Annotated in this window: 23 protein-coding genes; 17 read left to right on the forward strand and 6 right to left on the reverse strand. The window is 41.2% G+C overall.

Features of this window, described 5'->3' with window-relative positions:
- Positions 1-94: 94 nt before the first annotated feature.
- From IGI89_RS11305 to IGI89_RS11325, 5 genes are all read left to right on the forward strand, one after another.
- On the forward strand, positions 95-715 hold the full coding sequence (locus tag IGI89_RS11305) for a WxL domain-containing protein (protein ID WP_005235179.1): 621 nt from the start codon (positions 95-97) through the stop codon (positions 713-715).
- Positions 716-731: 16 nt separating this feature from the next.
- Positions 732-1,781 carry a DUF916 and DUF3324 domain-containing protein gene (locus IGI89_RS11310; RefSeq protein WP_086373084.1) on the forward strand — a complete coding sequence of 350 codons (1,050 nt, stop codon included), beginning with the start codon at positions 732-734 and terminating at the stop codon, positions 1,779-1,781.
- A gap of 18 nt (positions 1,782-1,799) precedes the next feature.
- On the forward strand, positions 1,800-3,959 hold the full coding sequence (locus IGI89_RS11315) for a lectin-like domain-containing protein (protein ID WP_430601047.1): 2,160 nt from the start codon (positions 1,800-1,802) through the stop codon (positions 3,957-3,959).
- A 687-nt stretch (positions 3,960-4,646) separates the two neighbouring features.
- Entirely contained in the window at positions 4,647-5,015 is a 369-nt protein-coding gene (locus IGI89_RS11320) for a DUF7006 family protein (RefSeq protein WP_005235188.1), read from the forward strand.
- 278 nt (positions 5,016-5,293) lie between these two features.
- Entirely contained in the window at positions 5,294-5,656 is a 363-nt protein-coding gene (locus tag IGI89_RS11325; RefSeq protein ID WP_008378626.1) for a hypothetical protein, read from the forward strand.
- Positions 5,657-5,706: 50 nt separating this feature from the next.
- On the opposite strand, the gene IGI89_RS11330 is transcribed toward IGI89_RS11325, so the two are convergent.
- Together IGI89_RS11330 and IGI89_RS11335 are read right to left on the reverse strand one after the other, a co-directional pair.
- Positions 5,707-6,141 carry a MarR family winged helix-turn-helix transcriptional regulator gene (locus IGI89_RS11330; RefSeq protein WP_008378623.1) on the reverse strand — a complete coding sequence of 145 codons (435 nt, stop codon included), beginning with the start codon at positions 6,139-6,141 and terminating at the stop codon, positions 5,707-5,709.
- 58 nt (positions 6,142-6,199) lie between these two features.
- Complete coding sequence (locus tag IGI89_RS11335; protein ID WP_034872372.1) at positions 6,200-6,610, reverse strand: organic hydroperoxide resistance protein; 411 nt, start codon at positions 6,608-6,610, stop codon at positions 6,200-6,202.
- A 185-nt stretch (positions 6,611-6,795) separates the two neighbouring features.
- Between IGI89_RS11335 and IGI89_RS11340 the strand changes: the two genes are divergently transcribed.
- Complete coding sequence (locus IGI89_RS11340) at positions 6,796-7,071, forward strand: hypothetical protein (RefSeq protein ID WP_016620494.1); 276 nt, start codon at positions 6,796-6,798, stop codon at positions 7,069-7,071.
- On the forward strand, positions 7,068-8,027 hold the full coding sequence (locus tag IGI89_RS11345) for an SPFH domain-containing protein (protein WP_086299333.1): 960 nt from the start codon (positions 7,068-7,070) through the stop codon (positions 8,025-8,027). Before IGI89_RS11340 ends, IGI89_RS11345 begins: the two co-directional genes overlap by 4 nt.
- Before the next feature lie 65 nt (positions 8,028-8,092).
- On the opposite strand, the gene mprF is transcribed toward IGI89_RS11345, so the two are convergent.
- A complete protein-coding gene (gene mprF / locus IGI89_RS11350) occupies positions 8,093-10,639 on the reverse strand; it encodes a bifunctional lysylphosphatidylglycerol flippase/synthetase MprF (protein WP_005235200.1) in 2,547 nt (848 codons plus the stop codon).
- A gap of 2 nt (positions 10,640-10,641) precedes the next feature.
- Positions 10,642-11,367, reverse strand: coding sequence for an alpha/beta fold hydrolase (locus IGI89_RS11355; RefSeq protein ID WP_008378615.1), 726 nt, complete (start codon positions 11,365-11,367; stop codon positions 10,642-10,644).
- 266 nt (positions 11,368-11,633) lie between these two features.
- Here IGI89_RS11355 and IGI89_RS11360 point away from each other — a divergent pair, with 266 nt between their 5' ends.
- The 3 genes from IGI89_RS11360 (at position 11,634) to IGI89_RS11370 (ending at position 14,035) form a co-directional block, all read left to right on the forward strand.
- Positions 11,634-12,659 carry an NAD(P)/FAD-dependent oxidoreductase gene (locus tag IGI89_RS11360; RefSeq protein WP_086299335.1) on the forward strand — a complete coding sequence of 342 codons (1,026 nt, stop codon included), beginning with the start codon at positions 11,634-11,636 and terminating at the stop codon, positions 12,657-12,659.
- A 198-nt stretch (positions 12,660-12,857) separates the two neighbouring features.
- Positions 12,858-13,733 (forward strand): cation diffusion facilitator family transporter, encoded by an 876-nt coding sequence (locus tag IGI89_RS11365; protein ID WP_005235206.1) that lies wholly within the window; start codon positions 12,858-12,860, stop codon positions 13,731-13,733.
- Positions 13,734-13,864: 131 nt separating this feature from the next.
- Positions 13,865-14,035, forward strand: a complete 171-nt coding sequence (locus IGI89_RS11370) for a hypothetical protein (RefSeq protein WP_005235207.1) — start codon at positions 13,865-13,867, stop codon at positions 14,033-14,035.
- Between the two features lie 227 nt (positions 14,036-14,262).
- On the opposite strand, the gene IGI89_RS11375 is transcribed toward IGI89_RS11370, so the two are convergent.
- Entirely contained in the window at positions 14,263-14,412 is a 150-nt protein-coding gene (locus IGI89_RS11375; protein WP_438735675.1) for a hypothetical protein, read from the reverse strand.
- A gap of 171 nt (positions 14,413-14,583) precedes the next feature.
- Here IGI89_RS11375 and IGI89_RS11380 point away from each other — a divergent pair, with 171 nt between their 5' ends.
- Positions 14,584-15,087 carry a GNAT family N-acetyltransferase gene (locus IGI89_RS11380; RefSeq protein WP_005235209.1) on the forward strand — a complete coding sequence of 168 codons (504 nt, stop codon included), beginning with the start codon at positions 14,584-14,586 and terminating at the stop codon, positions 15,085-15,087.
- A gap of 14 nt (positions 15,088-15,101) precedes the next feature.
- Complete coding sequence (locus tag IGI89_RS11385) at positions 15,102-15,839, forward strand: MurR/RpiR family transcriptional regulator (protein ID WP_086373076.1); 738 nt, start codon at positions 15,102-15,104, stop codon at positions 15,837-15,839.
- A gap of 23 nt (positions 15,840-15,862) precedes the next feature.
- On the opposite strand, the gene IGI89_RS11390 is transcribed toward IGI89_RS11385, so the two are convergent.
- Positions 15,863-16,633, reverse strand: a complete 771-nt coding sequence (locus IGI89_RS11390) for a MurR/RpiR family transcriptional regulator (protein WP_438735676.1) — start codon at positions 16,631-16,633, stop codon at positions 15,863-15,865.
- Positions 16,634-16,803: 170 nt separating this feature from the next.
- Here IGI89_RS11390 and IGI89_RS11395 point away from each other — a divergent pair, with 170 nt between their 5' ends.
- The 5 genes from IGI89_RS11395 to IGI89_RS11415 all read left to right on the forward strand — a co-directional run bounded on the left by IGI89_RS11395 (position 16,804) and on the right by IGI89_RS11415 (position 22,574).
- Positions 16,804-18,195 (forward strand): glycoside hydrolase family 1 protein, encoded by a 1,392-nt coding sequence (locus IGI89_RS11395; RefSeq protein WP_438735677.1) that lies wholly within the window; start codon positions 16,804-16,806, stop codon positions 18,193-18,195.
- Positions 18,196-18,207: 12 nt separating this feature from the next.
- The gene (locus IGI89_RS11400; protein ID WP_008378600.1) at positions 18,208-19,512 is read left to right on the forward strand and encodes a PTS sugar transporter subunit IIC; all 1,305 of its coding nucleotides are present in this window, start codon (positions 18,208-18,210) and stop codon (positions 19,510-19,512) included.
- Positions 19,513-19,899: 387 nt separating this feature from the next.
- Positions 19,900-21,198, forward strand: a complete 1,299-nt coding sequence (locus IGI89_RS11405; RefSeq protein ID WP_005225702.1) for a PTS sugar transporter subunit IIC — start codon at positions 19,900-19,902, stop codon at positions 21,196-21,198.
- 28 nt (positions 21,199-21,226) lie between these two features.
- On the forward strand, positions 21,227-21,478 hold the full coding sequence (locus tag IGI89_RS11410) for a hypothetical protein (RefSeq protein ID WP_087663962.1): 252 nt from the start codon (positions 21,227-21,229) through the stop codon (positions 21,476-21,478).
- A gap of 1 nt (position 21,479) precedes the next feature.
- Positions 21,480-22,574: a DUF871 domain-containing protein gene (locus IGI89_RS11415; RefSeq protein ID WP_061054292.1), complete on the forward strand. Its 1,095-nt coding sequence runs from the start codon at positions 21,480-21,482 to the stop codon at positions 22,572-22,574.

Here is a 22,574-nt window from a genome sequence, read left to right on the forward strand (position 1 = left end):
CCGTATGATAACCATGATGGATTATACTTATGATAGATGAGAATAGAATGAAAAAACACCAATTAAATTATTATTTTTTAAGGCTGTTTTTTCGATGACCCTCGGTTTCTCATTAAAAAAAGTGAAGGAAGAGATGAAAATGAACAAAAAGGTACGAATGTTAGGTTTGGTCGGAATGGGTTTAGGAATGGCGCCCACTGCGGCAGCTGCAGCAGAAGCGAATCCAACGGCTTCAATGACGAGTCAAGCAACACTAACGATCGAACAAGGAATCTTGTCACTGGATCAGGTGACCAATTTTAACTTCGGTACAAGCAGTATCCAAGATATCGCTACCGATGAACAAGTGATTCAAACAACGTCGGATGAAGTGACATCGATCACGGATTACCGTGGACCAAATCAAGCTGGCTGGCAGTTGACTGCGCAATTATCGAAAATGACGAATGCCAGCGATAACGAGCTAGCAAATGCCAAAGTCACTTTAAATGGTTCAACGGCTTCGGGCGATGCAACGCTAGTATCGGGCACCGAATTGATGGTAGGGGCAACAGAACCTACATTGATCGCTTCTGCTAATGGGACGACCGGCTTAGCAACCAATGACTTTAACTTCTCCAATGCTTCATTAACCGTACCAAAACAAAATGTGAACAGCGGCACTTATAGTGGAACGATCACTTGGACATTATCAAACACCTATCAAGCAGAATAGCAAGGAAAGGGCGACAATGAAAAAACAAATCAAGTGCTTCGTACTCATTAGTTTCTTTATCAGTTTGTGTTGCTTTACGAAAGTCACCGGTCATGCACAGACCACACGGTTCACTGTAACCCCAGAACTTCCCCAAAATCAAGTCAGTGACGTCAGTTATTTCGACTTACTGGTAAATCATGAGACCGAACAGAATTTGACCGTTGCCCTTCATAATACAAGTTCAGAGCCGTTGACCATTAAAGCAGCAGCACTAAATAGTTATACGGCCTCTACTGGGATCATCGCGTACCAAGCAGAACAGACCGCCGAAGAGAACCAAGGAATCTCGTTTAGTCAATTGATTGAAAATCCGAGACAGACGATCCAGCTTGACCCTGGAGAAAGTCGTCAGGTCCATTTTACCCTTTCAATGAAGGCAAAAGAATTTGCAGGAGAAATACTTGGTGTGTTTGACTTTGAAGAAGAACCGGCGGAAACAACTGAAAGTCAGCAAACAAATCTGCAAGCCAACTATAAAATTCAACAAGGGGTCCGCTTGCGTCAGAATGTAGCAACCATGCCTGACCCCCAGTTGTCTTTGGTCAATTCTGAGGCGGTGGAAAGATATGGTTCTACAGCTCTCAAAAGTAGGATCCGCAATGATCAGCCCACAGCCTTTGGCAACATCACTGTCAAAACAGTGATACGTGAGCAAGATAGCGGTAACAAGGTCGGTGGGTTTTCTGCAGAGAATTTTCAAATAGCTCCGAATTCGGTTTTGGAGCTGTTTAGTGCCTTTGATCAGAACATTCTCGAACCGGGAACCTATCTATTAAGGATTGAGTTGAATGCGCCTAAAGGAACATGGGTGTTTGAGGATTCGGTGGTGGTTGATCGCAAGCAAGCCAACCTTATCAACCGTCAGACAACGTTAGGTGCAGCGTATCTTCAAAAACAGTACTGGCTCTATGCAGGAGGGCTACTTCTCTTCCTGTTTGTCCTACTTCTCTTGTTCATTTTATATAGGAGACGTAAAAAAGCAGAAGCAGATGTTAGGCTGTCAGTGCAAGAAGAATCAGAATGAAGAAAGCGGAGGACAGTGATGAAAAAGTTTGGCATTATCCGATGGGGCTATGTGTTCTTTTTTAGCATTTTGCTGCTATGTGGGAAACAAGAAATCGTCCATGCTGCGGTATCTGCGCCAGATTTTCCTACGTTAGCGATTGACGATTCTCTGATCACTCCTGTGGGACAAGCGGGGTCGCCACAAGGGGAACCGGGCGTTAATTATGTTCAGATTAATGATGGAGCTACTACCAACTCCAGTGGTGGTGTCTGGTTCAATAAGCCGGTTTCTTTTACTCGCTCTTTTCGGTTAGAAATGGCATTTTGTATCGATAATACAGCAACGGACAGCGATGGGCTCGCTTTTGTGATGCAAAGCAATGGCTTAAATGCGCTGGCAGAACAAGCAGGACCGACGATTGGCGTCTGGTCAAATACAGGAGGAACGACTCCTTTAAATACGGGGGCAATCCCGCAAAGTTTTGCGATTGAATTCGATACGTTCTATAATAATGCCGGTTTGACTGGGGACGGTATGATGGATCGCGATGTTCCTTCCGGCCATCATATCGCATGGAATTTTCCCGGCTCAAATGACGCATATACCACCGATGGCTGGCTGATTATCGATAAAGTCTTAAATCATCGTGATACGGTATCAGTGAGTGATATTTCCGATGGGGTGTGGCATAGTTTTACAGTAGTTTTTGATCAGCCAACGCAAACGTTGCGTTACACCGTACCAGATTTCGGTGTTGATGTGACGGTACCTGTTGATGACACCTTCAAATCAAATTTGAACCTGACTAATAGTGCACCGGTCTATTTTGGTTTTACTGGTGCAAACGGGGGCTATGTTCAAGAAAAAGCAGTGGCGTTTGTCGATGTTGAAGGATTAGTAGAACTTGAGATGCGAACCGGTGTTTTTGAAAAAGACCCAGTCAAACTATTGTTGGATACTGGTACGACACTTTCCCAGCCAGCCACTGTCGACAATAGCAAAACCATTACTTATGCGACCTATCTCTCCTATAAAAGCACCAGTGATCTAGCTGACTTGGAATCGGGAATCTTGCTCTCATCGCTTTTTCCAGAAGGACTATCATTAGTTCCCGAGGCGGTTTATTTTGGAAAAGCCAGTGAAATCATGGTTAATGGCATGCCGGAAGGCGGAACTGCCTTACCTTTTGTCATTGAAAATGGGCAATTGGTTGCGACACTGCCTGACATGGTCAAAGGGAATGAATACATCGTTCACTTTTCCGTCAATTACACAGAAGCGCCGCTCAATCAGAATTTAGATATAGCCATCCCTGTCCAAACTGTTTTTAATGGAAATGCTTTTGTTTCCAGTATGACGTCAGGTGATCCAGAAATTCATTATTATCAAATGACTGGAATCTTTCCACCAACGCTTACAACAGGTTCGGCGTCATTGGCAGAATCAAAAGCAGACCTGCAGATCGTGCGGCAAAAGCGCAATTCCTATATACCGATCACGATTGATGACCAAAACTCGACCCAAGCCAAAATATATGTCACGGAGTTCTTTACGGAGGATGTGACAATCACCGAAACCGATTTCTCTGAAGCAGCGTTGGTTGAACGGGGAACATTGTCGGAGCCGCTAACGGATACATTGGTGTTAGACACCGAAGAACTAGAACCAGGCACAACCTATTATCTGGCTTCCTATGTGATCGATACAGAAGGCAATCGATCGGCGACACGTTATTATGGGATTGACTTTCGTGGGATTGTAGAATTTCAGCGTGCGCCTGCTTCAATCACAGCGACAGTGACCTTGAATGAACTGGTACGATCCATCAGAGACGATGGCTTTGCTTATATAGCGATTGCTTTTGATCAAGAAGCCCTTTTGTCTATCAGCAATACCAGCGAAGGAACCTGGCAGTTAAGTGGACAGATAAAGGATTTTATGCAAGAGCAGCAACTATTGGCAGAGGAAATTCAGTTGGTACTCTATGATCCGGTGAGCAATCAGCTGGTGGCTTCTGTCACTTCTGAAGAACAAGTGATTTTCCAGCAGGAGCCAACAGGAGCAACGGACTTAACCTTGGATCTTCAGGAATATGATTGCTACTTTCGCTTTGTCCCCAAGTTAGATTTGATTTTACCAGGTACCTATACAGGCACAGTCAACTGGCTGTTGGAGAGTACAATCATTAATGAATAGAAAAAAAAACGCCTAGAAGGCGTTTTTTTCGTCTAAAAGTTTATGTCGGTCCCTTTAACTTTGGCGGCTTTTCGCAATTTTTAAAACTAATGATAGGCCTGCTAAAGCAAAACTGCCGTATTTAACGAATTTTTCCAAGGATTCTAAGGTTTGCTGTTTTTTGTGTTTGCAGTCTGGACAGCTTTTTTCATGGGCATTCATTTTTTTTCCACATTTACAATGACTCTTCATCTGTGATCCACTCCTCGTTTCGTTTTATTTTGATGACTTTCTATAATTTAATTATACATGTTGTATAAGGTTCTGTCTGAAATTATGCTGTGTAAGACGTTTGTTAAAATGAGAAAAAACCTACGTTTATTGGGGGGGAGGCGTGGAAGTGTGTAATTGCGAGGCTATTGGCAGTTACAGAGCCCGATGGGTAGGAATCGCTATAGATAAAAAAGGAAGGAAATCTGACAATTTTCTCATTTTCGATAGGTGCTGAATCGCTTTGCTTATCAGTTTAGCAAAATTTTGCTATTGTGGAGTAAGATTAGGGGACAAGAAAATACGCTTCTCTTTTTTTTCTATATTCTATCCTTAATCTGAGAACGAAAATCACCGATAGTATGCTATATATAAGAACAAGGAGCCATCCTTGACAATGTCGAATATGGCATTTGAATGAAAGGATTGATGAAATAAGTGATTTCTTCAATAATTTATACCGATACAAAGGCTTATTTAGATAAAGTGCTAGACCAAGCACTGTTGGATCTACTAAAATCTGATTATCCTAAAGTCTATGAACACGTGCAAAACTTGATTGTTGCTATGGAACAAACGATCCAACAAATTGACAGCACAAATTTTTGGCGGTTGATGCCGGAAATTTTAGGCTATGATTCTCGCTTTGTTTTGTTGAACTCGCTGCAATTGTCAGAAGACAAACTGTTGACGGAAATCGAGATTATTCAGATGATCGAACGTGATTTTCCGAATTTGAATAAAGAATTTTGTGGCTATTCCTTAAAAGAACAAGAGCATGAGAGTTTGATCTTCAGTGTTCAATAAACACTTCTCGTAGGAATATCAAGTAGAGTAAGAAAACGACTAGCTGATCTAGTCGTTTTTTTTTATCAAGAAAAAGAATAATTAAACATGTTATTTATCATTAAAATAAAAATTATTTTGAAATTATGAATAAAATAGATTATTATTGGTATATAATCCTTTTAGTGAAAGAAAAAACAATCGAAAAAAGGAAGAGGAAAGCCAGCTGACTGAAATAGCTGCGATTGTTTTAATTTAGAAAATAAGAACCAGCCTCATCGGCATGGAAAGGAGCAATTATGGATTACTTGAGTTTTTCAAAAAAAGAGTGGGAAGTCTTAGTTTGTTTTTGGGCTGTGGATGAACCTCTGTGCTGTACAGAATTTAGTGAACGTTTCGGCTTAAACCGTAACACATCACTGTCCGTGATTCGCAAGTTAGTAAACAAAGGAGTTCTGGAGATTGCAAGTATCAAAATGAGCGGATCAGTCTTGGCTCGTCGCTTTCAGCCAGCTGTAAGTGAATTGGAGATATTACAGACAGGCCTAACCGATGACCAGATTTTTGAATTAGTGAAAATCGCCATCAGAAAAATCGAAGATCCTGAACAATTAACCCAGTTGCTAAATGTGATTGGTGAATTGAAAACTAAAGCTTCTTAAAGAATACTCGTTTGCATGATAAAAAAATGATCCGCTGTGAAAACAGCGGATCATTTTTCTTGTTCTTGAAATTTTTGTACCATTTTTGTCGTCAATTGATGGAGCACGGACAGTTCTTCCGGTTCAAGAGGCAAGAATTCGGTCACTCTGTAGGGGATCTCTAACGCTTGTTCATGGAGCGCTTTGCCTGAGTCAGTCAATGTGACCCGCAAAGAACGTTCATCGTCTTGATTTCGATTTCTTGCTAGGTAGCCTTTTGCTTCAAGCTTTTTTAAAACCGGTGTCAGTGTGCCAGAGTCGAGACATAATTGCTTCCCCAATGCTTTGACACTGATCGCTTCATCTTCCCATAACACCAACATCACTAAATATTGGGTATAGGTCAAATTCAACGGGTCCAGTAAGTCTTTGTACTGTTTGATAATTTCTTTTGAAGCGGCGTATAGAGGAAAACACAATTGGTTTTCTAACGCTAAGACATTCATGTTTTCACCCCTTTTTCTAATATCCGCCTCTTATCATAGCTGTTTTTTCAACGAAAGTCTACTCGCTAACGGCTTTGACAGTCACTTCAATGTTGCCAGCTGTGGCTTTTGAATAAGGACATACGGTATGAGCGATCTCAAGCAATTCTTGTGTTTCTTCTGTTGACAATCCTTCGATTTGACCTTCGATCTCAACACCCAAGACAAAACTGGATTCGCTTTCTGCGTACAAGGTCACTTGTGCGCTCACCGTAGAAGCACCATCGATTCCTTTGCTGCTTTTCACCAATTCAAGGGCACTGTTGAAGCAAGCACTAAAACCAGCTGCAAAAAGTTGTTCTGGATTGGTAGCATTTTCGACACGTTTGCCAGGTGCAGTGATGTTTAGCTCAAATGAATGATCGGGACTGTGTACTTCTCCTGAACGGCCACCAGTGTTGATCATTTTAGTCGAATACATTTTTTTCATCATTTCTTCACTCCTGATTTTTATATTTTGTACAATTAAATTGTATGCAATTTAAATGAAAAATGCAAGGAATTGGTTTTCGTTCTATGTTTTTTTTCTAAAAAAAAGCGGAATCAGCATAAGTTTACTGTTCTCTTGGGTGAAACGTGCTATCATAGTTAGTAACACTTGTAATAGATTAACAAATGAGTTTGAAGCTTCAAATTTACTGCATGAAGGCAAAGAGGGTGAAAATCATCGTAGATTATATGGAAAAACGAGCGGTAGGGCGCTATTTTCGATCGTTGACGGATCATTATTCAGGCTATATACGGCTTTATGGCACCTATACAGAATATCGGGTGATTGCAGGGATTCCTGCTGAAAATGTCATGTTAGAGATTATCGGGGTTGAAAACGGTGTCTTATTGACCCGTGTAAACAATACATTATTTGAAAATGGAAGAGGGTTTTTACAATGATCATTATCCAAATTATTTTAGTTATTTTAGTATTAGTGATTCTGATTTGGCTGTTTGCAAGCACTGCTGTGATCGTTCGTCAAGGGGAAGTCAAAGTTGTCGAAAGTTTTGGGAAGTACGTTCGAACGTTGGAACCAGGGCTTCATTTTCTTGTTCCGATTTTGTATACAGTTAGAGAAAGAGTGTCCTTGAAACAGATTCCTTTGGAGATCGAACCCCAAAGTGCAATCACAAAAGATAATGTAATCGTTCAAATTGATGAAGCAATCAAATACCATGTCACAGATGTGCGTGCCTTTGTCTACGAAAATGAAAACTCCGTTGTTTCAATGATCCAAGATGCCCAGTCGAACTTGCGGGGAATCATCGGGAAAATGGATTTAAATGAAGTTTTAAATGGGACTGAAGAAATCAACGTAGCATTGTTTACTTCAATCAAAGATATCACGGCAGGCTATGGGTTAGCGATTGACCGAATCAACATTGGGGAAATCAAAGTTTCGCAAGAAATCATTGAATCAATGAACAAATTGATCACTGCCTCTAGAGACAAAGAATCGATGATCACAAGAGCCCAAGGTGAGAAATCTTCTTCAGTCTTGAGTGCAGAAGCCAAAGCTTCTCAAATGACGATCGACGCCGAAGCCCGAGCGGAACAAACTCAAATCGATGCCGAGGCGCGGGCAAAGCGTGTACGGATTGATGCCGAGGCGGAAGCAGAACGAATCGCGAAAATCACTGAAGCTGAACGCAAACGGATTTTAGCCATCAATGAAGCAATCAAAGAAAGCCAGCTCGACGAGCGCTCACTATCATATCTAGGGATCGAAGCCTTCAGAGATGTGGTGAATAGCAATACCAATACGGTCATTCTGCCATCAAATATGACGGAACTGGGAAATATTCCAGTCGTCAAACAACTTTGGGAAAATGCACCATCTAAATCGGCTGAATAAGTTAAGCACAACAATTGAAAAAGGTTCCCATACTCCGAGAAGAAAGAGGAGTATGGGAACCTTTTTTACTTCGTTTTTTCCGCCGATTGATTATCGACGATCAAGAGGGCCATCATGACATACCCGATCCAACTATCCCGAGAGTATAAAATGTAGCGAGGGGACCAAGAAGCGGCATATTTCTGTTTGTATTCGCGTAACCCTTCAAAAGAATAGAAACGAGAACCAAAGGTGTAAACGAGATAGGCGATCCGCTCTTGCAAGAAACTGCTGCGGAAAGTACCAACGTTGGCTAATGGTGCCATGCCTAAATCAAATTGTTGGTAGCCTTGTTCTTTAAAATAGTCGAATAGCTGAATAAACAAGAAATCCATCGTTCCATTCGGCGCTTTTTCAGGATCGTGGCGCATCAAATCAATGGATGCTAGGCCTGTTTGATAGGTGGGCATAAAGGAAGCGAATGCGACGATCTCCTGTTGCTGATTACGGACGACAGCAATTGGTGCGGTGCTTAGATAGGATTCTGAAAAGAACCCAAGGGAGAACCCTTTTTCTTTCCGTCCATCTAGCCAGTTGTCAGAAATTTCCTTAAGCGTTGCAAATGTTTCGGCTGAAAAGGGAGGGGTGAGCACATCAAAAGTAAAGCCTTCTTTAGTGATCTTATTGTTCAATGCCCGCTGTCCCTTCATTTTCTTTCCTGAGAGGGTGAAGCTAGGTAGATCCACATAAGCTTTCTCACCGAATTTGATAAAGTCATACCCAAATTCATGCAGCAGCATCACCATTTCTTCACTACTTTCATAAAAGACCGGCAGATAATTCCATTGATCCATTTCTGTTAAGAAAGTTTCCAGTGCCTGTGGAAAGTCTGCTTGCTTCCCAGAAGGATCCCCCATGACTAAACATTTGTTATTAAAGGTCGTAAATTGAAAAAAGACCGTCGGCTCGCCAATTTCTGGATACACGTATACTTTCTTGTCTTTTAGATACACCAGATGGCTGTCGCTGTTGCCACCGTAAGTATTTAAAACATGTTTCACTTTATCAGTGGCAGCACTGACGCCTAATTGGTGTTTTGGTCCCATCAAGTACCGGGCAAACAGCAGCATCGCAATGGCGACGAATAAAATCGCAACGAACCCTTGCAGCCATAATTTTTCAGAAGGGAAAAGCAAAAAATCCATCGAATGGTGATGCGTTGGATGTCGATTGATATGAGGCATATTGTAGACCCCGATAATGACATAGAGGATCGTCAACGAACCAATTAACAAACCATCGATCGTCAGCCATTCCCACGAGAAGACGAGTTGTTTACGGAACAACTCGCTTTTTGAAAAAATCATGATTGCTAATAATAATAGAAGAAACAGCATGGTCGAAAAACGGAAGCCCGCAAAAATAGCATAACCGATTGTTGCTGCAATCAACAAAAGCGTCGGCACGTACGCGCGACTGACACGGGCAGATATCCCTCGACCGGCAATTAAAAAGAGGTAACCGAGAAAAATACTCGGGTACTGCATCACAAAATTCAAGCGAATCGGATTGAGGTGGGCTAACCATTTGATTTGATCAAAGGCTTCTGGAATCGTGGCGGAGAGCACCAACATCGTTCCCGTCAAATAAAGCAGCAACACTTCGATCTTGTGGAACACTTCCAACAACAAGCTTTTTGGAATACCAGAAAAGCGCTGGTTGAGGGAGACGCCGACATTTTTTGAGAAAAAAAGCAAACCGATCAAAAAGGGAATGATGTAATAAAACAGGCGGAAAAGCAACAGCCAAGCAATGACACTTTCACGGGGAATCTGCAGTGAGCCCATTCCCATGATCATCATTACATCAAAGGTTCCAAGTTCTCCGGGAATCATCGAAACGATCCCAATCACGGAGGCAGCGATGAAAAGTGGCAACAATTGAAACACATCCACCGAGATGCCCATCAAGAGACCAGTCGTAAAGAAGGCTGCAAAAACACCTAGCCATTCTAATAAGGAAGCGGCGATCAACTGCAGACGATCACGCCGTTGCAGTCCACCTAAGTAAGCATTTTTTTTGGAAAAACTAAGGGCATAGACAACTGGAAAATAAAGACTACCACCTAAAAGCCAGATCCAATACTGTTGCAGATAATCTGTCGTTGGACCAAATAAGACGAAGGCTAGTGCAGCAAGGGATAAAATCGAAAGACCAGACATCAGGTAAATAAAAATCTTCGAAATTGCTTGGGCAACTTCTTTGCCTTTTTTTCCTTTGCCGTAAAATTCCGAGCGTAATCCGATGCTGATGAAGCCGCCGAAGCCGATTAAGTTGTTCATAGTGTTGATGATCCAGCTGGTTTCCAGCAAATAACGGCGATCAGGTTTGTCCCCTAATAGGCGGTTCAAGACAATGTCATATAAGACCATTGGCAAGACACATAATAACCCAATGACAGCCATTAATGCCACTCGCCAAAGTGCCAGTTGCGCAAACAACTCTTTTAATTGATCAATGGAGATCGTCTTGCTTAATGAAAGCAGTTCGCCCAACACGATCACGGCTACTGCAATCAAGAAGAGTGTTTTAAACAGTGAGCGGTGGTCGCGGAGCCAAGTAAAGATTCTCATAGTTATTCACCGACCTTTTCTAAAAAAGATAATACTTTCGTGTTAAATACCTCTGGATTCTTTCGTGCAAAACTATGTCCTTGTCCTTTGACGACGATAAAATTGGACTGAGGGATACTGTTTGCAATATAAAAAGAATGGGAAAGTTTGATCGAATCACGTTTGCCGACCAAAATCAATGTCGGCACACTGAGGTGATTCAAATCGGCTGTAGATAAACCGATTGGACGAAACAACAATCCCAAAATAGGGAGAAAGCCCCGCATTCCTTTTGAGAATGGGGAACAAAGCCAAACGATCAGATATTGCAAGACACTCCCCATTCGAGAAAAGAGTCTAACTCCCCGTGGCTCAGTATTGCCCGAGTTTAAAATCATACAACTAACATACTCAGGGTAAAGATGACAAAAGACCATTGCTAGATTAGCCCCATCACTAAATCCTAATAGGGCGATTTTAGACAAATTTTCTTGCTGAATGATTGCTAAAAGATCCGTTGCCATTTTAAAAAAATCGATCTTTTTCTGTGTGTTAGTGGACTTGCCATGCCCACGGCTATCGATTAAGTACAATTGATGTTTTTGTCGCAATGCGTCGACCTGCTTTGAGAAATAGGCACTGCTACCGCCATTTCCGTGCAATAAAAAAAGAGGGCATCCTGAACCGGTTTTTTCGTAATAGAGGACAGACCCATCCGGTAAGGGTGCGTAACATTTTTCAACTTCCATTTTTTCACCTACTTTCTAAGAGTATACCTTGAAGTCAGTAGCTATCACAAACATATCACTAGATAAAATGAGAAAAAATAACATTCTACTCATTTTTTCTTTAGCAGATATTTAGGAAAAGGCTTTTTTCTTTACAATGTAAATAAAAATAATCGGCTAAGTTAATTAATTTATTTTCAGAAAATTCTTTACAAACACGGTTTCGTTGACTATAATCGAACTAACTAATTGAGAATGATTTTCATTTATGAGAGAGAGGCTAGCCAATGACCACTATAGCAGATGTTCTGATTATCGGAGGAGGGCCCACGGGGCTCTATGCGAGTTTTTATGCTGGATTACGTGATCTATCGGTCGTATTGTTTGAAGCACAAGCCGAATTAGGCGGGAAGATCAATTTTTATCCTGAAAAAATGGTCTGGGATGTGGGTGCATTGCCGCCAACCAAGGGGAAGAAAGTCAAAGAACACTTGATTGAACAGGCTAAGTTGTTTGATCCAACGATCTATCTGAAAACGAAAATCATCGAATTGACCAAGGAAGACGATCTTTTTTATGCAGTGGATGACCAAGGGAGGACCCATGTTGGACGCACCGTTTTAGTTTGTATTGGCGGCGGTGTCGTTTCTCCGCAAAAATTGCCTTGTTTCATCCATAATAATGTCGACAACTATATCCACTATCAGTTTCCTGACCAGCAAGCGATCCAAGGCAAACATCTTGTGATCTCTGGCGGCGGGGATGCAGCAGTTGATTATGCGATTGAAGCGGCGTCTTATGGGGCAAAAGTTTCGCTTTGTTATCGGGGCGAGAAATTGAAGGCCCATGAAGCACAAGTAAAGAAGATGAAAGCAGAAGGGATTCAAGTGCTGATGAATCACACGATTGACGGGGTGAATCAAGCCGAAACCTTCAATATGGTTCTAAGATTAAAAAACAGTGCTAACCAAGAAACGATCGATTTTTTATGCGATCATTTGTTGATCCAACATGGCTATGACCGGGACAGTGCCTTGTTAGATAAAGTTTCCTTTGATCTCGCACGTCATGAAGATTTTTATTTGAACTGTGAGATTCCAACAAAAACCAGCCATCCCGGTGTGTTTGCAGCTGGTGACATCCATTACTTCAAAGGCAAAGTGAATCTTTTGGCAGGCGCCTTTCAAGATGCTGCGCAAGCAGTTAACCAGATCAAACAGTATTTAGAGCCCGCTAGTGTCCCACAAGCGATGGTTTCTTCCCATAATGAGAAATTTAGTGAAAGAAATCGACAGCTGCTGGTGAACGAGTAGCAGCGATTCTTTGTGAAAGAAAAAAAGCAAAAACAGGATTCCCTTGGGAGTCCTGTTTTTTGGTAGCCTCAGAACAGAAATTCGTTTCACTAGAAGTGAATGTTTGCCACTCCTAAAAAATAAAATCTCTCAAATAAATGATGCAATTGATGAAAATTTCAGCTATTATTTTCAAGTTGACTAATTGGAGGGGATGACATGAATCAAACAAGATATGCAGAATTAAAACAAGCAGAAAGAGGCGCCATCTTAAGTATCGTTGCCTACATTTTTGTTTCCATCGCCAAACTAGTTATTGGTCGTTTGGCAAACTCTGAAGGATTATGGGCGGATGGATTAAACAATGCGACGGATATCGTAGCGTCTATCGCTGTTTTGATCGGTTTGCGTTTGGCTCAAAAGCCAGCAGATGAAGACCATAAATATGGTCATTGGAAAGCAGAAAATGTGGCGAGTCTCGTAACATCCTTGATTATGCTGGCGGTCGGTCTGCAGGTTTTATGGTCCTCCATTCAAACGATTCTACTCGGTGAAACGCAAAGTCCCGATATGATTGCGGCAGTCGTCGGTATCATTTCAGCTATTTTGATGTATGGTATGTATTACTACAATAAGCGATTATCCGCTCGCGTAAAAAGCTCCGCTTTGCTAGCAGCTGCGAAAGACAACCGCAGCGATGCGTGGACGAGTATTGGAACGGCGATCGCTATTTTTGCCGCCTCATTTGGTATCGGTTGGTTAGACAGTTTGACTGCGATCGTGGTAGCTCTTTTGATTATCAAAACCGCCGTTGACATTTTTCGCGAGAGTGCCTTTTCACTTTCTGATGGGTTTGATGAATCGTTAGTCGTGGAGTATGAAGCGGCAATCGCTGGTTTTTCTGAAGTGAAATCTGTCAAATCGATTCGAGGAAGAATGTATGGCGCCAATGTTTTTCTCGATGTCGTCGTGACGATGGACAAATCTTTGACGGTTGAAAAGAGTCATAACGTAGCAGATGCTATTGAAGATCTCTTAGCTGATCGTTTTCAGGTGTTTGATACTGACATCCACATCGAGCCTGCTACCGAATAAATTTTCTGTCAAAACCTTGATAGGACAAGGATGTAAACCACCCGTTTCCTGTTTGTAAACTGAAAAGTTCTTACGGAACCTGCTCATTCATGGCAAACTAGAGGTAACAAAGGAAGAAAGTAGGGAGCCCTATGAATAATAAGCAGGTAGTAGAAAATGAATTAGTTATTTCTTTAGATAAAATGGATGAAACAGAAATGATGGCAATTTGCCAACAATATATTGCGGCTATCGATGATAGCCAAGTCCTCTTCGCTTTACTGAAAAAAGTTCAAGCCTCTAAAGCAGCAGTAAGCAAATAAAAAAAACCGGCATCTTATGCATTGATGTTCCCCACAGCGAAAGCGAAAGGAGCATTGATCAACAGGAAAAGATGCTGGTTTTTTTTGATTTGTTCAAGTCTTTTTAAAAACTTTTAAAGGACGTTTAATAGTGCGGTTAATCCATAGACGAGCAAAGAGGCTATTCCTAAAGGAATAATGCCTCGAAATATAATCTCTTTCAAGCGCTTGCCTGCTTGTCGTTCTTTTTAATAGTTAGAATCATGAGCGTGTGCTTTAAATTGCTGAGGAGAACGAGAAAAGATCAAGCCATTGGTCATCGATAAAACCCGTGTAATCAACACCATGAAGAAAGAAACAAAAATGATTGCCAGTAAAAGTAGTTGTAAGAGTTGCATCGTATTACTACCTCCTTTTTGTAGCCATTTTTTCACTTCTAGTTTACCATCTTTTGAAACTTTTAAGAATCTTTATTCAACGTGCCCTTTCTTTTTTTGGTTCTTCCCTTATAATAGAGATATTTATAAGCGAGTTTCTGTTTCGCACAGCAACAGAGAGAAGGGATTCTTATGGCAATTACACAAAAAATCATTCAATCACCAGAAGACTTCCAAACGTTGGATCGTTTGATCAAAGAAATCTGGCCAGAAGTGTTTACACCAATCATTGGTTCGGATCAAGTCGCGTATATGCTGGCTCATTATCAATCACCAGCAGCGATTCAAAACGAAGTCCAGCAAGGAGCCGTCTATCTTTTACTAATGGAAGGTGACCAAGCAGTGGGGTATACAGCGTATGAAGAAACGCCGCAGCAGATTTATTTAAGTAAATTGTATCTCCACCTATCCACAAGAGGCAAAGGCTATGCCAGCCAAGTCTTTGATTGGTATGAGGAAATCGCCTCAGGCAAAACGTTGCATTTAAACGTCAACAAACAAAATCAGCAGGCGATCGCTGTTTATGAACATCGCGGCTTTGAACGCGTTTCTGAACGCACCGTTACGATTGGTTCGGGATTTGTTATGGATGATTTTATTTATGAGAAGAAGATTGCTGGAGACGAAGGGGCGTAACAAGGAGAAAACGAATGGAACTCACTGCCAAGAATAAGTCGTTCAGTAAGAAAGAATGGCAACTATTTCAATACGTTTTAAATCAGCAAGCAGAAGTCTGTTCGATGTCTATTCGTGAACTGGCTGATACAACAAAAACTAGCTCAACGACTGTTCTGCGGTTTTGTCGAAAATTTGATTGCGAAGGTTTTTCAGAATTTAAAATCAAATTGAAAAAGACGTTACAGAAACAAGGAAAGACTGATCGATTATTCAAACAAGATAAAAAAGCCCTGCACTATTTTTTTGAACGTATGGATGAATCCTTCTATCGAGAAACATTATTAACGATCGCCAAACGAATAAGTAAAGCAAAACTTTTGATCTTAGCCAGTGATAGGGAATCGACACTTGCTTTGAGCTATGCCCAACAAAAGTTTGCACGTTTAGATAAGATCGTGAGCGTAGAGGAAGAAGCAACATCGATTAAATCCGTTTGGCGAACCTTAAGTAGCGAAACCACGTTGCTAGTCTTTTCTAATAAAGGCGCCGATCCATTCCTTGAATCTTTGATCACTGAATGTAGCCTCGCTGGAATTTCAACCATTTCACTGACAAATCGTTCAACAACGTCAATTGCTAAACTATCTGAGCGAAATTTTGCTTATTATTATTCCGATAATCAAGAAGCTGATTCATTGTCCTCACAAATTCCAGCCATTTATTTGGTGGAACTTTTATTTGATTTAGTTACTGATTGTGAAGGCCGCTGAATAATTAAAACTACCTACGCCTATCAGAGAAGTTCTTCTGATAGGCGTATTCTTTTGGCAATTTTTTCAATTAAATAGATTGCTGGTAGCTGAGAAGTCAGTTCAATGGTTTTCTCTTTTTTTTGACTAGCTTTAAAAATGGTCTCTCTTTCAATGTAATAGGGCACCGTTAAGTCGGATAACTGGCTGATGGTTGAATCTTCCGTATTCGTGATGGCAATTATCTGACAATCTTTTTGATTTAACTTTTGTAAGTATCGAATCATTTCTTGTGTTTCCCCAGAAATCGACAAAACAATGATACCGGTTTTGCACAATATGTCTTCTGGAAACCAGTCGATAGGATAATTTGAGGGATCGTCAACTTTTAATGCCGTTTTTCCCAAGTCAGTAAAATAGAGTGCGCCATATTCCGCAATCGTTTCAGATAAGCCTGATCCAATAAATAGCACAAAGCTTTTGTTCTTAAGAATCTCTGTTGCTCGATCGATTCTTTCAGATAAAAAGGGTTGGTTTACTCGCTTTAAGAAATCAATTGTTTGGGACTCATCACTATCGGATATTTTGGATTTTACGAGAGAATCTAAGTAAAAGCGCAAATTGATCTTAAATTCGGTAAACGTATCACATTCAAATTTTTTGCAAAAGCGGCTAATACTAGCAGTACTGGTATGGGTCTCTTTGGCAAGTACTTTCATCTTCATTTTAGATACTGAAGCCAAGTTTTTTGATACAAATCGGTAAACCTCGTATTCTAGTGCAGTAAGTTCAGGATTGTAGTCAAGAAAAAGCATGATGCACCTCCGTAACAAAGTGTTTTTTTTGTGGAACAAATGACAAGGGTGAAAACGTTCTCTATTTCAGATTATAACATTATATTGATTTTACTTCATGCTATACTTTCGTTGTTCAACAATGTAAGCGGATGCTTCGCTTAGTAAAAAAGGAATTGTAGGAGGGCGACATGGAGTATAATTTTTCAAAGGATTTTTTCTGGGGTGCAGCAACGAGTGCGACACAATCAGAAGGAACGATAGCTGGAGACAAGAAAGGAGAAAACATTTGGGATTATGCGTCAAAAAACTATAACCATCGGTTTTTTGAAGGAGTTACAACAGAACATACATCAAGGTTTTATCAGGAAATGGAAGCGGATCTGGATCGAATGGCGGCACTTTCTTTTAATTCTTTTCGGACTTCGATCTCTTGGTCACGTCTTATTCCCGAAGGTACAGGGGAAGTCAATCCAGAAGCAGTTGACTTTTATACCAGAATGCTTGATGGATTAAATCAAAGAGGCATCAAACCGTTTATCAATCTTTATCACTTTGACATGCCAATGAAATTACAAGAAATCGGCGGATTTGAAAATCGTGAGGTCATCGAAGCGTATCGGGCGTATGCGAAAATTTGTTTTGATTTATTTCATGAGAAAGTTGCGTACTGGTTTACCTTTAATGAGCCGATGATTCCAGCAGAAGCCGGCTATTTGCATGACCGGCACTATCCTTATGTAGTTGATTTTAAACGAGCGGCACAAGTACTTCACCATATCATCCTTGCTCACTGTGAGGCAGTTAAGGTCTTTCGACAAGGAACTTATCAAGGAAAAATCGGTATCATCATGGATGTGATCCCAGTTTACCCAAGAAGCCAGCATCCTGCCGACTTAAAGGCAGCGGAAATGGCAGACCTCTTCTATACTCGCTCCCTTAATGAAGCGATATTAAAAGGTCGTTACCCTCAAGAGTTAAAGGCTATTTTAACGTGCTACGACCAAATGCCACGAGTGGAAGAACAGGATCTTGCCTTGATTGCTGAAACAACGATTGATCTGTTAGGGATCAATTATTACCGTCCACGGCGAGTGAAAGCCAAAGAATCATTGCCTAATCCCGAGGGAGTTTTTTCGCCAGAATGGTTTTACGATGATTACGAGATGCCCGGCAGAAGGATGAATACTTCAAGGGGGATTGAGATTTATCCTCATGGCTTGTATGATATCGCCAAAAAAATCCAGTTAGAATACGGGAATATTGATTGGTTTGTTTCAGAAAATGGCATCGGGATTCAGGGAGAAGAAACATTTATCGAAGGGGGGCAAGTACAAGACAACTATCGGATTGCTTTTTTAAAAGAGCATTTAATTGAGCTTCACCAAGCAATGACGGAGGGGAGTAACTGTCTGGGGTATCACATGTGGACATTTGTGGACTGTTGGAGTTGGCAAAATGCGTTCAAAAATCGCTATGGCTTTTATCGCTTAGATTTAGAAACAGGAGAAAAAACGGTGAAAAAGTCTGGTCTATGGTTTAAAGAAGTGATTCAAAGAAATGGTTTTTCAAACGAATTTTAGGAGGTTTTTATAATGAAAGTTTTAGACTCGGTTGCAATGAAGTTATTACCGATTGCCAATGCTATTGGACAGCAGCGGCACTTGCAGGCAATTCGAAATGGGTTGATTTCTATTTTGCCGCTCACGATCGTTGGCTCTTTTTTCACCATTATTTTAAATTTGCCGATTCCTGGTTATACCGAATGGGTCGCTCCTTATTTACCGGCACTTGACATTCCTTTTCGATTTACAGTGGGGCTAATGTCTCTCTATGCCTCATTTACGATCGGCTCCAACTTAGGTGCAAGTTACAAACTCGATCGGATAACAAGTGGGTTTTTATCCATGTTAGCGACGATTTTAATGGTCGTTCCAATCAATTTGGCGGAAGGCATCAGCACGACAGGAGATGCCGTACTTGCAGGAAGGTATTTACCCATCGCTTCACTTGGATCACAAGGACTATTCGGTGCGATCATTGCGGCGCTAGTTTCAGTAGAGATTTATCATTTTACGAAAGCAAAAAACTTGGAAATCAAGATGCCAGAAGGCGTACCTCCTGTGGTAGGCGAATCCTTTGCGGCACTCCTACCAACCTTGCTAGTTATCTTAGTCTTTTGGATTCCGCGACACTTTTTTGGTTTTGATTTAAATGGATTGTTGACGATCGCCATCTCTCCTTTAAAAGGGTTCTTAACGGGAAATAATTTGATTGGTGGGATCATCACACAATTTGTAATCTGTGTATTCTGGGTATTGGGTATTCATGGCCATGCCGTTTTAGGTCCCATCATTCGCCCGTTTTGGGATCAGGCAATTTTAGAAAATGCAGAATTGTTCCAAAATGGGATGTCTGCCTTTGATCTACCAAATCTTTTTACCGAGCAATTTTATCAATGGTATGCCCAAATGGGTGGAACAGGATCAACGCTTGCATTGGTTGTTTTGTTTATGTTCTCCCGTTCAAACTATTTAAAACAATTGGGGCGTCTTTCCATTTTACCGGGAATTTTTAATATTAATGAACCAATGATCTTTGGGACACCGATTGTAATGAATCCGCTATTGGCGATTCCCTTTATTCTAGTGCCAATTGCTAATACCATTATAGTTTATATCGTTACCGCTTTAAATTGGATGCCTAAGATGATGGTCAAACCACCATTTTCAATTCCCGCACCTCTTGGCGCATTGATTACCTCAAATTGGAATTGGGTTGCTTGTTTGATGGTCTTCGTCTGTTTCTTCGTTTCGTTAGCGATTTATTATCCATTCTTCAAAGCATTTGAGAAACTTCAAGTGGCGCAAGAGCTAGAAACAGTTAAAGAAGGTGAGTAGAATGGTTCTAGTAGTGAGTTGTTTGCTCTTGATTTTTCTGACCCATCTTCTTTTAGAAAAAAATAATGCTAGAATCACGCTGTCTTTTTGGAAACTATTACTTGTTTCCTTACTTTTCTTACTCAGTTTGTTTTTCCTGTTGATCCGCACTCCTTTGGCGCCAGTTTTCATTTTGTTACTTATCATCAATTGTACCGTCATCCAAAATCGATTTATGTATCAGTATCGACCGAAAGGACAACGATAGGACGCTTGATGGTTACTGTAAGAAATGTTATTGCGAAAAGATTATTCTATCTACTGTTTAAAAAACTATTTACGAACCTTGATCCTATGTGCTATTATCCTTGTATAAACATTATAATGTTATAAACTAAGGAGGCAATTATGAAAGGGTTTGTAGAATTTATTGAACAGAAATTGATGCCGATTGCAAATAAAGTGGGGATGCAACGGCACATGGTAGCGATTCGTAAGGGGATCATCGCTACTTTACCATTAACGATCGTTGGGTCGTTCTTCACGATCTTACTGAATTTTCCCATCGAATCAGTCGCTGCCGTGATCGAACCGTATCGGGAAGTTTTGGATATTCCCTTTCGTTATACAGTCGGGTTATTGGCATTGTATGCAACGTATGGGATTGCTTCATCGCTAGCCAAAAGCTACAAGCTGGATTCATTGACTGCGGGTATTTTAGCAACGATGTCCTTTCTTGTAACCGCTGCACCACCGTTGCGAGTCTTTGATTCTGTGGAAGGTATCATTGATGCGGGACGTTATATCAATGTGGCCAACCTAGGCTCCGGCTCTTTGTTTGGCGCGATCGTCACGGCAATCTTGTCCGTTGAAATCTATCGTTTCTTTATCGTAAAAAACATTACCATCAAAATGCCAGATGGCGTGCCACCAGAAGTGACGAATTCATTCATGGCGTTGATTCCTGGAGGAGCGATCCTGATTTTGTTCTGGGTGATCCGTCATATGTTAGGCTTTGACATCAATGGCTTTTTAAGTAACTTGTTGATGCCGTTAAAAGACGTGCTTGCTGGTAATAGCTTGTTTGGTGGTTTGCTGACTGTCTTCTTGATCTGTTTCTTCTGGGTACTGGGAATTCATGGACCAGCCATCATGGGTCCTGTCATTCGTCCCTTCTGGGATATTTCCATCGCTGAAAATATGGAAGCCTTCCAAGCATCTGGCAATGCGCATGAATTGCCTAATATTTTTACGGAACAATTTTTACAATGGTTCGTATGGATCGGTGGAGCCGGTACGACCTTAGCGTTGGTCGTTTTGTTCTTCTTCTCCAAATCAAAATACTTGAAACAATTGGGCCGTTTGTCCATCTTGCCAGGCCTATTCAATATCAATGAACCAGTGATTTTCGGTGCACCGATCGTAATGAACCCAATCTTAGGTATTCCTTTCTTGGTGGCACCGTTGATTACGACAACGATTTCTTACTTCGCTACCATTACCGGTGTTGTACCGATGATGGCTGCCAGACTTGGGTTTGCCATTCCAGCACCAATCGCCGCCTGGATGAGTACGGACTGGAGTATCGCAGCAGCGATTTTAGTGATCGTCAACTTCTTTATCACACTCGCAATCTATTACCCATTCTTTAAAGTCTTTGAGAAACAGCAGATTGCTCGAGAGCAAGAAGAAGAAACAGCCGCTTAAGCAAAACAAAAAAGAGTGAGGTGCAAACATGGGGATTTATGCCATTTGTTTATTTTTTGGTTGTCAAATTTGGTTAACAAAATCAGCACAAGGGAAAAAAATTCAAGAAGTGCCGTTTTGGCGGATGCTTTTGTTCGGGATTCTTGGCGTTGCTGCAGCGATCCTACTGAGCCGTCAGTTTCCGTGGGGACCATTTTTGACGATGACGGCGACGATTGTTTGCAGTTCGATTTTACTGACACGTTTTACTGCTTTTTATGAAGAAATGAGGATGAGATAAGTTGAAAAGAAAACTAGGAGTATCGGTGTATCCCGATCACAGTGATTTTGAAACAGATAAAGCCTATCTGCAATTAGCCCATGATTATGGCTTTAGCCGCATTTTTATGAGTATGTTGGAAGTGAGTGACGGCAAAGAAAACGTGCAGAAAAAATTTAAAGCGTTGATTGATTTTGCCAAAGGATTAGGCTATGAAACGATTTTAGACGTGGCACCAGCCATCTTTTCTGAACTAGGCATCTCCTATGATGATTTGACCTTTTTCCATGAACTAGGTGCCGATGGAATTCGTTTAGATTTAGGTTTTGACGGCAACAAAGAAGCGATGTTGACCTATAATCCCTTTGGTTTAGCTGTTGAATTGAATATGAGCAATGATGTGGCGTATTTAGACAATATTTTGACCTATCAAGCCAACATTCCTTACTTATACGGCTGCCACAATTTCTATCCGCAAGAAGGGACTGCCTTACCCTATGATTTCTTTGAAAAATGCAGTCGTCGTTTCAAGGAAAAAGGCATTCGAACCGCCGCATTTATCTCTTCTCAAACGGGAACGATCGGACCTTGGGATATCAATGATGGCTTACCGACCTTAGAAATGCACCGAAGAATGCCTGTAGAAACTGCCGCAAAGCATTTGTTTGCCACAGGCTTGATTGATGATGTCATTATCGGCAATGCTTATGCTTCGGAAGCAGAATTGGCGGCACTAGGAGCGATTGATCGCTACCAGACCGCATTTGCGATTGAATTTGTGCCTGAAATCAATGAAGTTGAACGCCAAATCGCCCTGGACGAGCAGCATTACCGTCGAGGCGACATCACCGATCGGATGATCCGTTCCACAGAAGTTCGTAAAAAGTATAAGAACCATGACAATCCTGCTCATGACCACGAAGGAGTCTTTCAACGAGGGGATGTTGTGATCGGCAATGATCGTTTTGGCAAGTACAAAAACGAGCTGCAAGTAGTGCTAGAGCCTCACTCAGACCCACGAAAAAATAAAATCGGTTCGATCGTCGAACAAGAGTTAGTTCTGCTGCCCTTTATCCATCCTTGGTCGAAATTCACTTTCACAGAGAGGAAGGTGTAA

This window comes from Enterococcus sp. AZ141 (assembly GCF_051714385.1).
GTDB lineage: Bacteria > Bacillota > Bacilli > Lactobacillales > Enterococcaceae > Enterococcus_D > Enterococcus_D entomosocium.

What these genes read in the sequence shown, in the direction of transcription:
- IGI89_RS11305 (WP_005235179.1), top strand. Translation starts at nt 95, where the DNA reads ATGACCCTCGGTTTCTCATTAAAAAAAGTGAAGGAAGAGATGAAAATG.
- IGI89_RS11310 (WP_086373084.1), top strand. Translation starts at nt 732, where the DNA reads ATGAAAAAACAAATCAAGTGCTTCGTACTCATTAGTTTCTTTATCAGT.
- IGI89_RS11315 (WP_430601047.1), top strand. Translation starts at nt 1,800, where the DNA reads ATGAAAAAGTTTGGCATTATCCGATGGGGCTATGTGTTCTTTTTTAGC.
- IGI89_RS11325 (WP_008378626.1), top strand. Translation starts at nt 5,294, where the DNA reads ATGGATTACTTGAGTTTTTCAAAAAAAGAGTGGGAAGTCTTAGTTTGT.
- IGI89_RS11330 (WP_008378623.1), bottom strand. Translation starts at nt 6,141, where the DNA reads ATGAATGTCTTAGCGTTAGAAAACCAATTGTGTTTTCCTCTATACGCC.
- IGI89_RS11335 (WP_034872372.1), bottom strand. Translation starts at nt 6,610, where the DNA reads ATGAAAAAAATGTATTCGACTAAAATGATCAACACTGGTGGCCGTTCA.
- IGI89_RS11340 (WP_016620494.1), top strand. Translation starts at nt 6,796, where the DNA reads ATGAGTTTGAAGCTTCAAATTTACTGCATGAAGGCAAAGAGGGTGAAA.
- IGI89_RS11345 (WP_086299333.1), top strand. Translation starts at nt 7,068, where the DNA reads ATGATCATTATCCAAATTATTTTAGTTATTTTAGTATTAGTGATTCTG.
- mprF (WP_005235200.1), bottom strand. Translation starts at nt 10,639, where the DNA reads ATGAGAATCTTTACTTGGCTCCGCGACCACCGCTCACTGTTTAAAACA.
- IGI89_RS11355 (WP_008378615.1), bottom strand. Translation starts at nt 11,367, where the DNA reads ATGGAAGTTGAAAAATGTTACGCACCCTTACCGGATGGGTCTGTCCTC.
- IGI89_RS11360 (WP_086299335.1), top strand. Translation starts at nt 11,634, where the DNA reads ATGACCACTATAGCAGATGTTCTGATTATCGGAGGAGGGCCCACGGGG.
- IGI89_RS11365 (WP_005235206.1), top strand. Translation starts at nt 12,858, where the DNA reads ATGAATCAAACAAGATATGCAGAATTAAAACAAGCAGAAAGAGGCGCC.
- IGI89_RS11370 (WP_005235207.1), top strand. Translation starts at nt 13,865, where the DNA reads ATGAATAATAAGCAGGTAGTAGAAAATGAATTAGTTATTTCTTTAGAT.
- IGI89_RS11375 (WP_438735675.1), bottom strand. Translation starts at nt 14,412, where the DNA reads ATGCAACTCTTACAACTACTTTTACTGGCAATCATTTTTGTTTCTTTC.
- IGI89_RS11380 (WP_005235209.1), top strand. Translation starts at nt 14,584, where the DNA reads ATGGCAATTACACAAAAAATCATTCAATCACCAGAAGACTTCCAAACG.
- IGI89_RS11385 (WP_086373076.1), top strand. Translation starts at nt 15,102, where the DNA reads ATGGAACTCACTGCCAAGAATAAGTCGTTCAGTAAGAAAGAATGGCAA.
- IGI89_RS11390 (WP_438735676.1), bottom strand. Translation starts at nt 16,633, where the DNA reads ATGCTTTTTCTTGACTACAATCCTGAACTTACTGCACTAGAATACGAG.
- IGI89_RS11395 (WP_438735677.1), top strand. Translation starts at nt 16,804, where the DNA reads ATGGAGTATAATTTTTCAAAGGATTTTTTCTGGGGTGCAGCAACGAGT.
- IGI89_RS11400 (WP_008378600.1), top strand. Translation starts at nt 18,208, where the DNA reads ATGAAAGTTTTAGACTCGGTTGCAATGAAGTTATTACCGATTGCCAAT.
- IGI89_RS11405 (WP_005225702.1), top strand. Translation starts at nt 19,900, where the DNA reads ATGAAAGGGTTTGTAGAATTTATTGAACAGAAATTGATGCCGATTGCA.
- IGI89_RS11410 (WP_087663962.1), top strand. Translation starts at nt 21,227, where the DNA reads ATGGGGATTTATGCCATTTGTTTATTTTTTGGTTGTCAAATTTGGTTA.